Here is a 13466-nt window from a genome sequence, read left to right on the forward strand (position 1 = left end):
TTATTCTAACTAATTGAAATATATCACCTTAATTGATACAACGTCAATGATATTATGTCAGTTGACTTTATATATGAACTTCTTTTACAATACAGTTATATTTTCGGATATTTCAGTATAAAGAGGTGATTCTTTGAAAAACTCTACTCTTTCATCAAGAAAACACCGCTCCTTAGAAACGAAGAAGAAACTATTACACTCTGGTTACACTATTTTTATAAATAATGGATTTCAAAAAACGACAATTACACAAATTATTAAACATGCAGAAACTGGTTACGGAACAGCATATGTATACTTCAAAAACAAAGATGATCTCCTAATTAGTTTAATGGAAGATGTTATGAATCAATTTTATAATATTGCTGAGCGCTCTTTTTCTCCACAAACAAAAGAGGAAGCACGTATAATGATCCAAAATCAAGTTAGAGCATTCCTGCAATTAGCAGATGCAGAACGCGCTATTTTGCAAGTTGTAGAGGAAGCGATAGGATTATCAAGAGAAATACGGCAAAAATGGGATGAGATTCGGGAACGTTTTATAACAAGTATTAAACAGGATATTACTTACTCTCAAGAAAGTGGATTAGCACAACCTAATTTAAATAAAGAGATTGTAGCACGCGGTTGGTTCGCGATGAATGAATCGTTTCTTTGGACTATTACGCAAAATGATAAAAAGATTAACTTAGAGGAAATTGTGTATACGTTAACGGAGATGTATACGACCGGGTTATATAAATAACACACCTTCAATAAGTAAGGTGTGTTATTTTACATCTATAAAAATATATTACCTGGGTATGGTAGCGCTAAAGTAGGCTTTTCAGAAAATGAGAAATATTGTAGTTTTAAAGATTCACCATCTATCGATTTCAGTTTTCCACTAGTAATTTCACATTCAAACACAACAACAATATATTCTACTTGATCGCCATTCGGATATATATGACGGAACCTTTCCCCTCCAAATACCCCTTTTTGTTTTTTTACTCGTACTTTCAATCCTGTTTCTTCCCATACTTCCCGAATTACTGCTTCTTCTGGAGTTTCCCCAGGTTCAATTGCTCCAGCCGGCAAACTCCAATATTCTCCGCCAGGATATTGAAATAAGATTTCTCCCTGCTCGTTTTTAATAACTGCAGCTACACTTGGCATGAATATTAGTTCATGGCCTAATTGCTCACGGATTTTTTTATAATATAGCAACATCGACATATAATTCTCTCCCACCCCAATAATAAACAACTGTATTTTCTGACACCTATTGTATAATAATACCAATAGCAATTTCTATATAGAAAGAATAAGAAAATGACCCAAGTACAACTAGTAAATAGCTTTCTATCATTTTTAGGTACGACAAAACAGCCTACTAGCTTAAAGTTTTTAAATGAGCTTATTAAAGCTCATCAAGAAAAAATAAAATGGGAAACCCTTACTAAAATAATTGACTGGGAAAAGGGTAATGAAACAGGTAATTATTTTCCTTCCATTGAGACATACATAAACCGTATTACAACAAAAGGTCTCGGGGGTACTTGTTGGACGCACTCAATTGGATTCCATTGGTTATTATCAAATCTTGGTTTTAATATTCATTATATGTATATGGATCCCGGACATTTATGCTTACGGGTTAACTTAGACCAACCTTATTATGTTGATGTTGGTTATTGTGCACCTTTATTCCAAGCTTACCCACTTTATGAATCATTTCAAGTAAGTAATGTAAGAGAAACTTTCACTTATGAAGTCTCAAATAATAGGATTAAAATTGCTAGAAATCCAGGTCCAGCAAAAATCTTACATACAGATCCAATACATTTATCAAGTATGAAAGAACTCATTACAAAGTCTAACGATTGGCATACATCTCCTGTATTAAAGAAAATTCAGATTTTCGGTTATATCGATGGCATTCCGACTTCTATAAATGATAATGTTTTAAAACAATATTTCCAAGGTAAGAAAAGAGAACAAATCATTACATCTTCTGAACTTAATTATTGGATAACAGAAAGATTTTGTGTTGATAAAGAAATATATGAAAGAGCTATTGAGATTTTCAATGAAAAATCTTCAAACAGTAAAAGCGTTACTCATGAGATTGAGTAACGCTTTTACCTTAATATATTTTTAATATTAATCTTCTTTATGATAAGCAGCTTCTACACATTCTGCTAGACGCTCCATTTGTTCCATAGTTAAACCTCGTGATATCCAGCCTGTTAACTTATACATCATTTTATAATAAAAATTACTAGGTTCATATTCTGAAATTAATGTTAGTGCTGTACCTTCCTCATCTTCTTCTAACATATAAGTCATTGCTGAATATCCTTGCTTCATTTCACTACCAAGTGAAATAATATGCGGTGCATCGTATTCAAGGATTTCTACTTCAGCCTCGAATATTTTCTTACCGACTTTTTGAACAGTAATATATTTATCTCCTACACGTGGATTCTCTTTATCCATATTTGAAGGATAGTGATTTTCTATTATAAACGTATTCCATTCTTTTATTTTTTCATCTTCTATTATATAGTCACATACAATATCCATTGGTGCTTTTATTACTATTTCAATTGCAAAACTCATTATACTGCCCCTCTCAAATACCCTATCCATTTCTATTTAACTAAATCATTATGCCATATTTTATATAGTGAAATACAAGTGGAATTTTAACTTTTATTGCGAGAATGTTTTTCGTAATAAGAAAATCATGAATAAATAATTTAAATACTTATTCATGCAAAATGTTTTACTAACAATACAACAATTAAATATAACGCAACGAGTAGTCAAGCGATGCCCATACTTTTATTTTCTTTATTTTTAAAATTTTGCACTCCTAAACTAACTAACATAATCCCTATAAGCGTTTGTAAAATTAGCATACTCTGTTCCGAAACATCATTCCAACTATAAATGGAATACCCCATTACAATAATTGCAAGTACAATCGTTAAGATCCTATTCATATGAAAATCCTTCCTATAAAAAAAGAAACCGCTAAGTTTCCTTAGCGGTTTTATTAACAATTTATATTTAGTAAAATTACTTTTTATGAGTTTGATATAAGTCAATAGAATTTCCTGGCCAATATAACTATGTATGTTAGCACACTTTTTCTTTATTCAGTCTACTTACAATTCCAACTATAAATTTATATTCAATCCTCTTCTTCTTAATCTTTTTAAATCCTTCTTTCGTATCAAAAATTAAACACGTTTTCCGAAACCACATTCGTACATATAGTGACTCAAAATAAATAGGTTTTATAATTCCTCGTTCTTCAAATTCAGTTCCATCTTTATTTTCGGTTTCTGTTCGAACGAACCACCTATTTCCGAAGCCGATTTCAATATACTTCACATAAGTCCCCCTTCCGGGAATTATTTTCTAACAATTCTATTATTTCCCCGGTAAGCGCACATTCCGACAGAACATGAGCCCACAAAGAAAAAGTAGATTACAAAAATCTACTTTATAACTTATATTTTTGCATTCGTTTATAAAATGTACTACGGGGTACATCTAATAGTTTTGCAGCTAATGAAACATTTCCGTTTGTCTTTTGTAATGCTTCAATCATGCTATCACGCTGTATTTTTTCGCGAAAATTCAATGTATGTTCGGTTTTATTTTCAACTTGTAACTCAAGTTGTTGTTGATTTCCCATCACTGTTTGTATCAAAAGAGCGACTTGTTTTTCGCATATTTCCCGTCCTTGCGACAAAATGTAAATGCGTTCTAATGCATTTACTAGTTCTCGAATATTTCCGGGCCATGTATGTTGTAAAAATTGATTGCAAATACTCTTCGGAAATACAACATTCCAATTCTTCTGTTCGCAAAAGTGTTGTATAAAATATGGGATATCCTCTTTTCTTTCTATTAATGATGGAACATATAACGGATAAACGTGCAAACGATAATATAAATCTTGACGGAATTTCCCTTCTTCTACTAACCGTAGTAAATCTTTATGTGTGGCAGTAATAATACGAATATTTACTGGTACCTCTTTTGAACTTCCTATTGGAGTTATTGTACGTTCTTGTAAAACACGCAATAATGCTACTTGCATCTCTGGTGGTACTTCACCAATTTCATCTAAAAATAATGTTCCTCCCTTCGCTTGTTCAAATTTCCCTTTATATCCTTGACGTCGCGCACCTGTAAATGCACCTTCAGCATAACCGAACAATTCACTTTCTATTAATTCTTTAGGCAAAGAACCACAATTAACAGCTATAAAGGGCCCGTCTTTTCTTGGACTATTTTCATGAATCGCTCTCGCGACATATTCCTTTCCCACTCCTGTCTCACCACATACATACACACTAGCATCAGTCGGTGAAACAAGCTTAATTTCTTCTAGTGTGTGTTGAAATGCTCTGCTTGTCCCAGTAACTCCTGGAAAAGTAATTCCTTTTATAAATGTGAGAGCAGAATATGTATTCATTTGTTCGTTTTCCTTTAAATACATACATTTCCCAATCATTCTTTCATTACTATATACTGGTATCTCTAATTTAGTTTCTAATCCATGGTGCATTAACTCTTCAAGTTTCATTCTTGACCAATTATTTATTCGTTCACGAACGCTCTTACTCGCAGAAACGATAACATCACGATGATTACAAATAACTACTTGTTCATCACTATCAATGACATCTAAAAAACGATGAATTAAGTGTAATTCATTTTGATGAACTCTTATGCTACATTCACGTTCTATCGCATGTGCAATTGAAGTTACCATACCGAGCATATATGGATGCGAAAATTCAATTGGACAGGAGAAATCTAGAACACCAATTAATTTCCCGTCATCATTATGAATGGGAGCAGCCGCACAACTCCAGCTATGAGATACCACGGAGTAATGTTCAGTACCACTTATCATAATAGCTTCTTCAATTTCTAGCGCTGTTCCTATTGCGTTTGTCCCCACAGCTGCTTCCGTCCATTTTACACCTTCAATAAAATTAATATGTTTCGCTCGCTTTAACGTTTGTTTATTTCCACTTAACGATAGAACATAACCATCTGGATCGATTAATAATGCCATCATTTGTAGTTCATCAATGGTTTTTCTCAAATTTTGTATTTGGGGTAATGCTATATCAAGGAAAATTTCACTCTTTTTCTTTTGTTCTCGAAAAATATGAGAAGACAAAACTTTCTGACCTTTATTCATGTGAGGATTAACATTAGCCTGTTTACATCGATGCCACGATTCTGAAATTCTTTGATTTATGCGATTTGAATCAAGAACACCTTCATTAACAAACTTTTTCCATGCATGTAAGTAAAACGGTGAAGCTAACATTGTATCATCTCCCTTTTAATTGTTTTGGAGATTTATAAAACATACTTTTATTATAAAACTGAATAAAAGCGTTTTCAATACAACTAGCAATACGACACAAATATGTTAATAATTTGAATATCCTAATGCACTTCTTTATTCTTTTTTAGTAGCACTATATTTTGTATAATGGACGCAAACAAAATACATAACCAAAACCACTTTTGTGGATTACCATTTATAAAGAAAACAATCACGGCTATTGCAAATAAAATAGCGGATGCTAAACTAAAATATAATTTTGTTTTCATTCCTATTATCCCTCACCCCTCTGTTACTTTACAGTACATACTAACTCTTCATTTTTCATCTCTACTATGTACTCCTGTAAAACATATTCTTTCCCGCCATGGTTTTTATACCATTCATGTATTCCTTTAATATGCCTCTCGTCACTTCTAATTTTCGATTCTATTTCATTATACTGTTCATAACTATCATATTCCCATATGGCAAATACTTCAGACGTACCATTCTTATTATCTTTCATCCAGCGTCCTATTAGCCTAGAACCATGCTTTAATTGATTAGGTAAGTTCGTATTATTGAAATGATCATTAAATACTTCTATGAATTCATTTTTCACTACATAGTACTTCCTTCTGTAAAACATACTTCTTCACCTCTTTCATGAAAAGTATTAGTAAATCTTCCCATCAATACCGTATTATAATACTTTCCATCCGATAGTCTTTTGTCATTTTTCAAAATGCCTTCTACTTCAAAACCTAATTTTTTATACAGATGAATAGCTTTCTCGTTTGTCTCTAATACTTGTAAAGATATTTTATTTACTGCATTTTCGTCAGCCCATTTAATAGATTGTTGTAATAAGCTCTTCCCCATTCTATATCCCCAAAACTCTTTTAAAATGCAAACGCCAAACTCCACTTTATGAGATAATCTCTTAAAATTTGATCCTTCACATCTTGAAAATCCAACGATTCGATTGTGCACTTCTGCAACTAAAAAGAGATTCTTCGTCTCTTCACTATCTGTTTTTATTATTTTTTGAAACCCTAGGTCATCTATAAATCCCTCTCCAGCATCTCTATCCATATTTTCAGTTTCTCCATCAATCTGAACTCTAATTTTCGATAACTGCTCAGCATCTTTCTCAGCTGCAGAACGAATTGTATAAGTTAATCCATTTATATAAAACTCTTGCTCTTTTACAATCATGTCAAACTCCTTTCAAATGAATATAATGGCGCTATTACAACTTGTTTACCTTGTTTCTCAAAGTCCTGAACAGTTTCTTTACTAGCCTCTTCGTCAGTTATAATAATGTCAATTTTTTTTAGAGACTCTCCTCTTATAAAACAATCTATTCCAAGTTTATTATGCGGAACTAAACAAATATTTCTTCTAGCAATTTCACTTACTCTTTTACTAAAATAAGCAACTTCAGGTGTTGCGGTACTAATACCTTGTAATGAAATGCCTCCACCTGTAGAGAAATACAGATCAATAGAAAATCTACTTATCAATTCAGAGGCAAGTGTATCAGTAATATTCCCTGAAGGTTTTACTTTTCCGCCAATTAAATACGTATCAATATTCTTATATTCTCGTAGATAACCAGCTATTTCTATAGAATTCGTAATAACCGTAAATGATACTTCCGGTAAATATTTCAGCATCGCATTATGAACGGAAGCCCCACCAATAAAAATTGAATCACCTTCTTGTATATAAGATACCGCAACTCTTGCAATTGTGTCCTCATATATTGAGCTATCACTATAACGTTTAGTTGGTTCCGCAGCTAAGTTTCTCACTCGCGTAAGTTCAATTGCACCTCCGTGCGTTCTTTTTAATAAACCATCCTTTTCCATAATAGACAAATCTCTTCTTATAGAATCAATAGACATATCAAATCTTTCCGCAAGATCCTTTGCGATTACTCTTCCATCTGTATTAAGTAGCTCTAAAATTTTCTCTCGACGCTCTTCAGTAAACATGTCATCACCACCGTTATTGAAGATTTAGAAACTTAAACTTTATTTTAATTATATGCATGCCTCTTCCGTTTTACAATATTTTCAATTCTTATTTATTCCGTTTTATACAGTCTTCTCCCTCTTTCTATCCTGTTAACTTGACAACCGAATAAATGTATATCTGTATATTACGCAAAAATACTTCCATTTACCTTCCTGTTTATGTAAAATTATTCCTATGTTTTACTTTTTAATACAGAAAGGGATTACTATGAAATCATTAATCAAAACGACATGTACAGCATTATTATTTACTGGAATATTAACAGGATGTAATAGCAATACTACATCAAAACAAGAAAAGAGCGCTCTCGAAAAGAATGCAATGCACTATGGGGAAATATTTAAAAACGAATACTATAGAGCAACTGTTGAAAATGCTAAATTCGAAAAAATAGACAAAGAGTGGCGTCTCACAGCTCGCGTTACTATAAATAACGCTCGTGTTGACGGACAAACGATAGATCTTTCAGAAATAAAATATTTCATAAAAGATGACAAAACGGGTGAAAAATATGAAGGTAAAGTTATACAAAATGAAAATGCTAAAAAAGTTCCGTCTGAATTTTCTTTAACTACTGACATTGAATTTAATATGAAAACTTCACCAAAAGATTTAAATAATATGTATTTATACATAGATAGCAAAGCAGCGCCGTTAACAGATACATATTGGAAGCTTGATAATTTAGTATCTAAATAGAAAGACCAGTCTTACATGACTGGTCTTTTACATTCATACATTTAACTTTCATTAACACTTATATTAATTTTCTAATAACAACTTGAATAACATCAGCTAAACCAGTGTGCCCTTTCCCTTCAATTCGCTCTTGTTCGCCATTAAAGAAATGAATTACCTTATGTTCTTCACACCAAGTAAGGATATCAATTGGATCATACAGCATATCAACATCTTTTGGTCCACCAGTACAATTGTTTATTTGTTTTTTTGAGTAAACTTCAAACATAATTAATCCACCAGGTTTTATCGTTTGTATCATTTTATCTAATATCATTTTTTTATAATCATCATGAAAATGTCCAAATACCATAATTGCCGCATCATATTCATTTTCTGGCAAACTATCAGCTAATAAATCTACTTTTTTTGTATGCACGTTTACGTTATGCTTCTCTGCCAATTTTTTTGTCTTTTCTAATCCATCTTCCGAATAATCAATAGCTGTTACTTCGTTCCCTTGTCTTGCTAGAAATACAGCATTTCTACCTTCTCCCTCCGCAAATGCTATTACTTTATTGTGATTTGCTAAACGAAATGCTTGTTCTTTAATAAATGTATTAGGTTCTTCCCCGTAAAAATATTCATCTGATTTATATCGATCATTCCAAAATTTAGTCATCATTTTCTCTCCTTCTTCATATCATTTTCTAACTACAATTAAAGATATCAAAGAGTCTTTTTATCCTTAATTAATTTAAAAATAAAAGCAGATTAAAAATCCACTTTTATTTTTTTCGCAAGATCTACGATTTTTTGATTTCGTAACTCTTCTTCCATTTTCTCTTCTGCTGCAAGCATTACTTCATTAATTAAACATCCAGGTTTGTCATGTAAACAACATTCAAACAATGATGTTTTACCTTCAATTGCATGTATAATATCTAAAAATGAAATATCTTCCCAATTCTTACTAAGCGAGTAACCGCCCTTTGGACCAGATGATGAATGTATCATCCCTTCCTTCGTCAACTTAGTTAGTATTTTAGACAAGTACGTTGGTGAAACATTTTGCATTTCTGCTAATTGGTGAACACTAACTAACTTATTTGGTGTAGCCTTTGCCAGAAAAAGCATTGTATGAAGAGCATAATTTGTAGCTTTAGAATATTTCATAGTACAGCCCCTATTGTAGACTTCATGTATCTACAATAACTTTATTTTTTTATTATGTCAAACGTTTGTAATGCTCCATAAAAAATTATTTCTTCACAAGTAATACATCTGTCGCACAAATCGTCACTTCTCTAAATGGACAGTCGAATAAAACACCTAGTTCAAAACCATCTTCAGTAAGAGCTATTTCATGATATAACCACCAAGCATTTTCAAAGTTTTCCGGCATAGAACACTTTGTTACTCCTATAAAGGTTACTTCAAGTTTATCAAATTCACTAAAAGTACCACTGCAATCTAATACGATAGACAAAGTATCTTCTGACTTTCTCTTTACTACTTTAATTACACTGTCGTGTAATGATGTCTTGTGTAACTGAACGACATTTGACGGAAGTTTTTTCTCAATGGAATTAAAATATTCTACGTATGATTGATCTAATTGTGCCACTCTTTTCTCATAATCTGTTGACCACTTTCGCATACGTTTTTTCAGTTCACCTGATGGGTATTCTGAATTAGTTGTGATGTTTTGTATAATTGAGTATATCGATTCAGGAAGGAACTTTAATAAATCTATTTTCCTTTTCTCAATTTCCTCCTTTAAACTTTCTATATCCATTTCCGACCATTCTTTTATAGAATCTATAAAACTTACAAATTCTAAAACTTGCATTTCTTTATACCAATCTCTTGTAAAATATTTCAATGACACCTCTCCTAAAACATCTTTACATCCAGTAAAAACAATATATCCACTTATTATATCATTCCAATAACCATTCTTTCTAAAGAAAAAATGTAAAACTGTAAATATTCCGCCTATTATTTCTAAAACTTCAGAATATTTACAAAAGTATAAAATTAGAATACATTTTAGCTGTACAAGATTCACCTGTACAAAAATTCAAACAAAAAGGGATGGTTATATGTTGAAGAAATTAGTAGCAGGGACATTAGTAGCGGGTTTTGCACTAACTGGAGGACTAGGTGCGGTAAGTGCTGAAGAAAAAAGTAACACAATTAAGTCATTTGATTATTTAAAAGTGGATGAACAAAATGTTAATTCATTTGCAAAATTAAGTGAGCAGGATAAGAAAGATATCCAAATTACTATGGTATTACCAGAGCAAAATGAAAATGGAGATTGGCTAGCTTATGGTTTTACTAGCCGTGAAACATTAGATGCGTATATTGAAAAGGATAAAAAAGCAATTAAAAATAAAATTAATCCTTTAGGTAGCGGTGCTGGTAGTACTGATTTTTATGAACATAAAGATAAAGGTGGACAATATATTTACTGGAGTAGCGGCTTTAAAAACTTACCATCTAGCTGGAATGACAGAATTTCTTCTGTAAGTACAGCGTCACCTTCTGCAAGTTATTCAACTACACTTTGGGAGCACACTTCAACACAAGGATATGGAAAAGGCGTTTTATTTAAACATGCTGATTGGTACGGTAAAACTGCTAATTTAGCTGCTGATTGGAACGATATTACTTCAGCGATTGAAATTAAATAGTAATAAGATATTTAATTTCTTCTATAAAAATTCAAACCACTATTCTCTCTTTCATTTAGAGAATAGTGGTTTATCATATTTCTATTTAAGCATGTACAGCATGTCCTACTGCTTGCATTAACGCTTCATGAATCGCCTCAGATAAAGTTGGATGTGCTGCAATATAATCTCTCATTATATCAGCGGTAACTTCTGTATGAATCATTACGGTTCCTTGACCAATAAGTTCAGTTGCATGAGGACCGATAATAGAAATCCCTACAATTTCTTGGTATTTAGGTTCTACAATGACTTTTACTTTACCTACTTGTTCTCCTAAAATAAGAGCTTTTCCGTTCGCTGTAAAAGGAAATTCTCCGATGAGAATATCACCATATTGTTCTCTTGCACCTTTTTCACTTAACCCGACACTAGCTATTTCTGGAGCTGTGTATATACAACGGGGCACAGCGTGATAATTTACTTTCACGTCTTCTCCGCTTGCGTGTAATGCTGCTGTCGTTCCTTCATGGAAGGCAACGTGAGCAAGCTGAATTCCACCAATCACATCACCAGCTGCGTAAATATGCGATACGTTCGTTTGCATATGTTCATTCACAGCAATCCCTTTATTTGAAAACTGAACCCCTGCCTTTTCTAATCCTAATTGTTGCACTCGTGGTTTTCTTCCTACAGAAACAAGAACAAATTCTGGAGTTACTTCGTGAGTAATTCCCTCGTATTCAAATGAAGCTTGCTTCTTATAGTTATTTAAACCTTTTAAAACTGCTCCCGTAAAAATTTTCACCCCATCTTTTTCTAATTTCTCTCTTAAAGTATTCGCGATATCTTCATCTTCACCAGGTATTAATTGCGATGCCATTTCAACTATCGATACTTTTGTGCCAAGTCTACTATAAATGCTTGCAAACTCGCATCCTATTACACCACCGCCAACGATTAACAATGACGATGGTACACTCTCAAGAGACATGGCATGGCTACTATTTAAAATCCATTTTCCATCAAACGGAGCGAATGGTAATTCTGTAGGTTCGGAACCAGCTGCAATAATAAAGCTCTCTCCATCAACTACTTCTTCTTTATTTCCTTGTACAACTCGCATACGATGATCCGTTTCGAATTTCGCTTTTCCTTTTACAACTTTAATTTTATTTTTCTTCATTAAATATTGTATTCCTTGGACGAGTTGCATTACGATTTGTGATTTCCTCGCCTGTATTTGATCCCAATCAATTGATATACTTCCTGTATTAAGCGTAACCCCATAATCATTCGCTTTTCTCACAATGTCATGTACTTCAGCACTTTCTAACAGTGATTTCGTCGGCATACACCCAACATTTAAACATGTTCCGCCAAGGTCAGCTTCATCAATAAGAGTGACATCTTTGCCATTTTGAGCCGCGGTAATTGCTGCTACATAGCCAGCAGGTCCGCCCCCAATAACAACTAATTTACTCATTCTCTCACCTTCTCTTTATAGAAGAATTGTTATAGGTTCTTCTAAATAATGTTTAATTGTGCGTAAAAATGCAGCTGCTGGTGCACCGTCTAGTACACGATGATCGAATGTTAAACTTAAAGGTAACATACTACCTTTTTTAAATTTTTTCCCTTTATATACAGGAACATGTTCAATTGCGCCAATACCTAAAATGCCAGTCTCAGGTGTATTTAATACAGGTGTGAAATATTCAATACCAAAGCTACCTAAATTACTAATTGTAAATGTCGTTCCGTGCATATCATCACTACTTAAGCTACCTGCTCGCGCCTTTTGTGCCACATTCTTAATCTCTTTAGACAATTCTACTAAAGATAAATTATTTGCAAAGCGAATAGCTGGAACGACTAACCCTTTTTCTAATGCGACTGCCATGCCTAAATGCACATGTTCAAATTGATGAATTGCATCATCTATATAAGCGCTGTTCATTTCTTTATGCTCTCCAAGTGCTAATACAACAGCATGCGAGACGAAATCCGTAATAGTTAATTTATTATCATATCTTTTTTGTACAACTTCCGCTATTTCTTTATGTAAAGCAACTAGATCTGTTACATCTACTTTCATCGTTAACGTTAATTGTGCGCTATTTTGTAAGCTTGCGTGCATACGATTTGCGATTGCTTTACGCATACCAGTAACAGGAATCGCTTTACTTTCTTCTCGTTCAGATATTTCCGGAACGTTTACTCTTATCTCAAGTACTTTTAATACATCTGCCTTTGTGATCCTTCCGCCAGGACCTGTACCAACTAATGCCTTGATATCCAGATTTTCAGACTTTGCAATTTTCTTGGCTACAGGTGAAATTTTAATTCTTTGCTTCGATACTTCTTTCCCATTTGGTTCTTGATTTTGTACTTCTATATTAGATGTTTTTTCTTCTACAACATGTGTGCTTTCCTGCATTTCTACCTTTTCATTCGGTTTACCGATGTAGCAAATTACAGTACCAGGCGGCACTCCTTCATCTTCACTTACAGCTATATCAAGTACCGTACCATCAGCTGGCGCTTCAATTTCCGTTTCAATTTTTTCTGAATTAATACTAGCAATTAGTTCTCCTTTTGCTACATTATCGCCTGCTTTAATATTCCAGCTCGTAATAATACCTTCTTTCATCGCCATACCTAACTTCGGCATTACAACTTCTACAGCCATGTCTCTCTCTCCCTTCTCATCGTTT

At 33.0% G+C, this 13466-nt stretch carries 17 protein-coding genes; 4 read left to right on the top strand and 13 right to left on the bottom strand.

Annotated features, from left to right (window positions below; all coding sequences use genetic code 11):
* Positions 1–133: 133 nt before the first annotated feature.
* The gene (locus ACTFO4_RS15105) at positions 134–745 is read left to right on the top strand and encodes a TetR/AcrR family transcriptional regulator (protein ID WP_000798536.1); all 612 of its coding nucleotides are present in this window, start codon (positions 134–136) and stop codon (positions 743–745) included.
* 35 nt (positions 746–780) lie between these two features.
* Here ACTFO4_RS15105 and ACTFO4_RS15110 read toward each other — a convergent pair whose 3' ends face one another.
* Positions 781–1218: an NUDIX hydrolase gene (locus ACTFO4_RS15110; RefSeq protein ID WP_078420811.1), complete on the bottom strand. Its 438-nt coding sequence runs from the start codon at positions 1216–1218 to the stop codon at positions 781–783.
* 96 nt (positions 1219–1314) lie between these two features.
* Here ACTFO4_RS15110 and ACTFO4_RS15115 point away from each other — a divergent pair, with 96 nt between their 5' ends.
* Positions 1315–2118 (top strand): arylamine N-acetyltransferase, encoded by an 804-nt coding sequence (locus tag ACTFO4_RS15115; RefSeq protein WP_078420812.1) that lies wholly within the window; start codon positions 1315–1317, stop codon positions 2116–2118.
* Positions 2119–2145: 27 nt separating this feature from the next.
* Here ACTFO4_RS15115 and ACTFO4_RS15120 read toward each other — a convergent pair whose 3' ends face one another.
* From ACTFO4_RS15120 to ACTFO4_RS15150, 7 genes are all read right to left on the bottom strand, one after another.
* Positions 2146–2604, bottom strand: coding sequence for an SRPBCC family protein (locus ACTFO4_RS15120; protein ID WP_078420813.1), 459 nt, complete (start codon positions 2602–2604; stop codon positions 2146–2148).
* Positions 2605–2810: 206 nt separating this feature from the next.
* The gene (locus tag ACTFO4_RS15125) at positions 2811–2990 is read right to left on the bottom strand and encodes a DUF3953 domain-containing protein (RefSeq protein WP_001079915.1); all 180 of its coding nucleotides are present in this window, start codon (positions 2988–2990) and stop codon (positions 2811–2813) included.
* Between the two features lie 136 nt (positions 2991–3126).
* The gene (locus tag ACTFO4_RS15130; protein ID WP_000873828.1) at positions 3127–3384 is read right to left on the bottom strand and encodes a DUF3977 family protein; all 258 of its coding nucleotides are present in this window, start codon (positions 3382–3384) and stop codon (positions 3127–3129) included.
* 112 nt (positions 3385–3496) lie between these two features.
* Positions 3497–5347: a sigma-54-dependent Fis family transcriptional regulator gene (locus ACTFO4_RS15135; RefSeq protein WP_440013857.1), complete on the bottom strand. Its 1851-nt coding sequence runs from the start codon at positions 5345–5347 to the stop codon at positions 3497–3499.
* A gap of 313 nt (positions 5348–5660) precedes the next feature.
* Positions 5661–5999: an NIPSNAP family protein gene (locus tag ACTFO4_RS15140; RefSeq protein WP_440013858.1), complete on the bottom strand. Its 339-nt coding sequence runs from the start codon at positions 5997–5999 to the stop codon at positions 5661–5663.
* Entirely contained in the window at positions 5972–6568 is a 597-nt protein-coding gene (locus ACTFO4_RS15145; protein ID WP_000635680.1) for a GNAT family N-acetyltransferase, read from the bottom strand. Before ACTFO4_RS15145 ends, ACTFO4_RS15140 begins: the two co-directional genes overlap by 28 nt.
* Positions 6565–7350, bottom strand: coding sequence for a DeoR/GlpR family DNA-binding transcription regulator (locus ACTFO4_RS15150; RefSeq protein WP_000493642.1), 786 nt, complete (start codon positions 7348–7350; stop codon positions 6565–6567). Before ACTFO4_RS15150 ends, ACTFO4_RS15145 begins: the two co-directional genes overlap by 4 nt.
* A gap of 250 nt (positions 7351–7600) precedes the next feature.
* Between ACTFO4_RS15150 and ACTFO4_RS15155 the strand changes: the two genes are divergently transcribed.
* Entirely contained in the window at positions 7601–8092 is a 492-nt protein-coding gene (locus tag ACTFO4_RS15155; protein WP_063536563.1) for a hypothetical protein, read from the top strand.
* A gap of 58 nt (positions 8093–8150) precedes the next feature.
* Here ACTFO4_RS15155 and ACTFO4_RS15160 read toward each other — a convergent pair whose 3' ends face one another.
* From ACTFO4_RS15160 to ACTFO4_RS15170, 3 genes are all read right to left on the bottom strand, one after another.
* Positions 8151–8756: a class I SAM-dependent methyltransferase gene (locus ACTFO4_RS15160; RefSeq protein ID WP_440013859.1), complete on the bottom strand. Its 606-nt coding sequence runs from the start codon at positions 8754–8756 to the stop codon at positions 8151–8153.
* Positions 8757–8845: 89 nt separating this feature from the next.
* Entirely contained in the window at positions 8846–9247 is a 402-nt protein-coding gene (locus ACTFO4_RS15165) for an Rrf2 family transcriptional regulator (protein ID WP_000877650.1), read from the bottom strand.
* Positions 9248–9332: 85 nt separating this feature from the next.
* Positions 9333–9956, bottom strand: a complete 624-nt coding sequence (locus ACTFO4_RS15170; protein ID WP_139365824.1) for a DUF4085 domain-containing protein — start codon at positions 9954–9956, stop codon at positions 9333–9335.
* A 220-nt stretch (positions 9957–10176) separates the two neighbouring features.
* Between ACTFO4_RS15170 and ACTFO4_RS15175 the strand changes: the two genes are divergently transcribed.
* On the top strand, positions 10177–10770 hold the full coding sequence (locus tag ACTFO4_RS15175; protein WP_000914443.1) for a hypothetical protein: 594 nt from the start codon (positions 10177–10179) through the stop codon (positions 10768–10770).
* 85 nt (positions 10771–10855) lie between these two features.
* Here ACTFO4_RS15175 and lpdA read toward each other — a convergent pair whose 3' ends face one another.
* Positions 10856–12235, bottom strand: a complete 1380-nt coding sequence (lpdA, locus tag ACTFO4_RS15180) for a dihydrolipoyl dehydrogenase (protein WP_242259406.1) — start codon at positions 12233–12235, stop codon at positions 10856–10858.
* A gap of 15 nt (positions 12236–12250) precedes the next feature.
* The gene (locus ACTFO4_RS15185) at positions 12251–13441 is read right to left on the bottom strand and encodes a dihydrolipoamide acetyltransferase family protein (protein ID WP_326234929.1); all 1191 of its coding nucleotides are present in this window, start codon (positions 13439–13441) and stop codon (positions 12251–12253) included.
* Positions 13442–13466 lie beyond the last annotated feature (25 nt).

Source organism: Bacillus cereus group sp. MYBKT14-1 (genome assembly GCF_051915185.1).
Taxonomy (GTDB): Bacteria; Bacillota; Bacilli; order Bacillales; family Bacillaceae_G; genus Bacillus_A; species Bacillus_A cereus.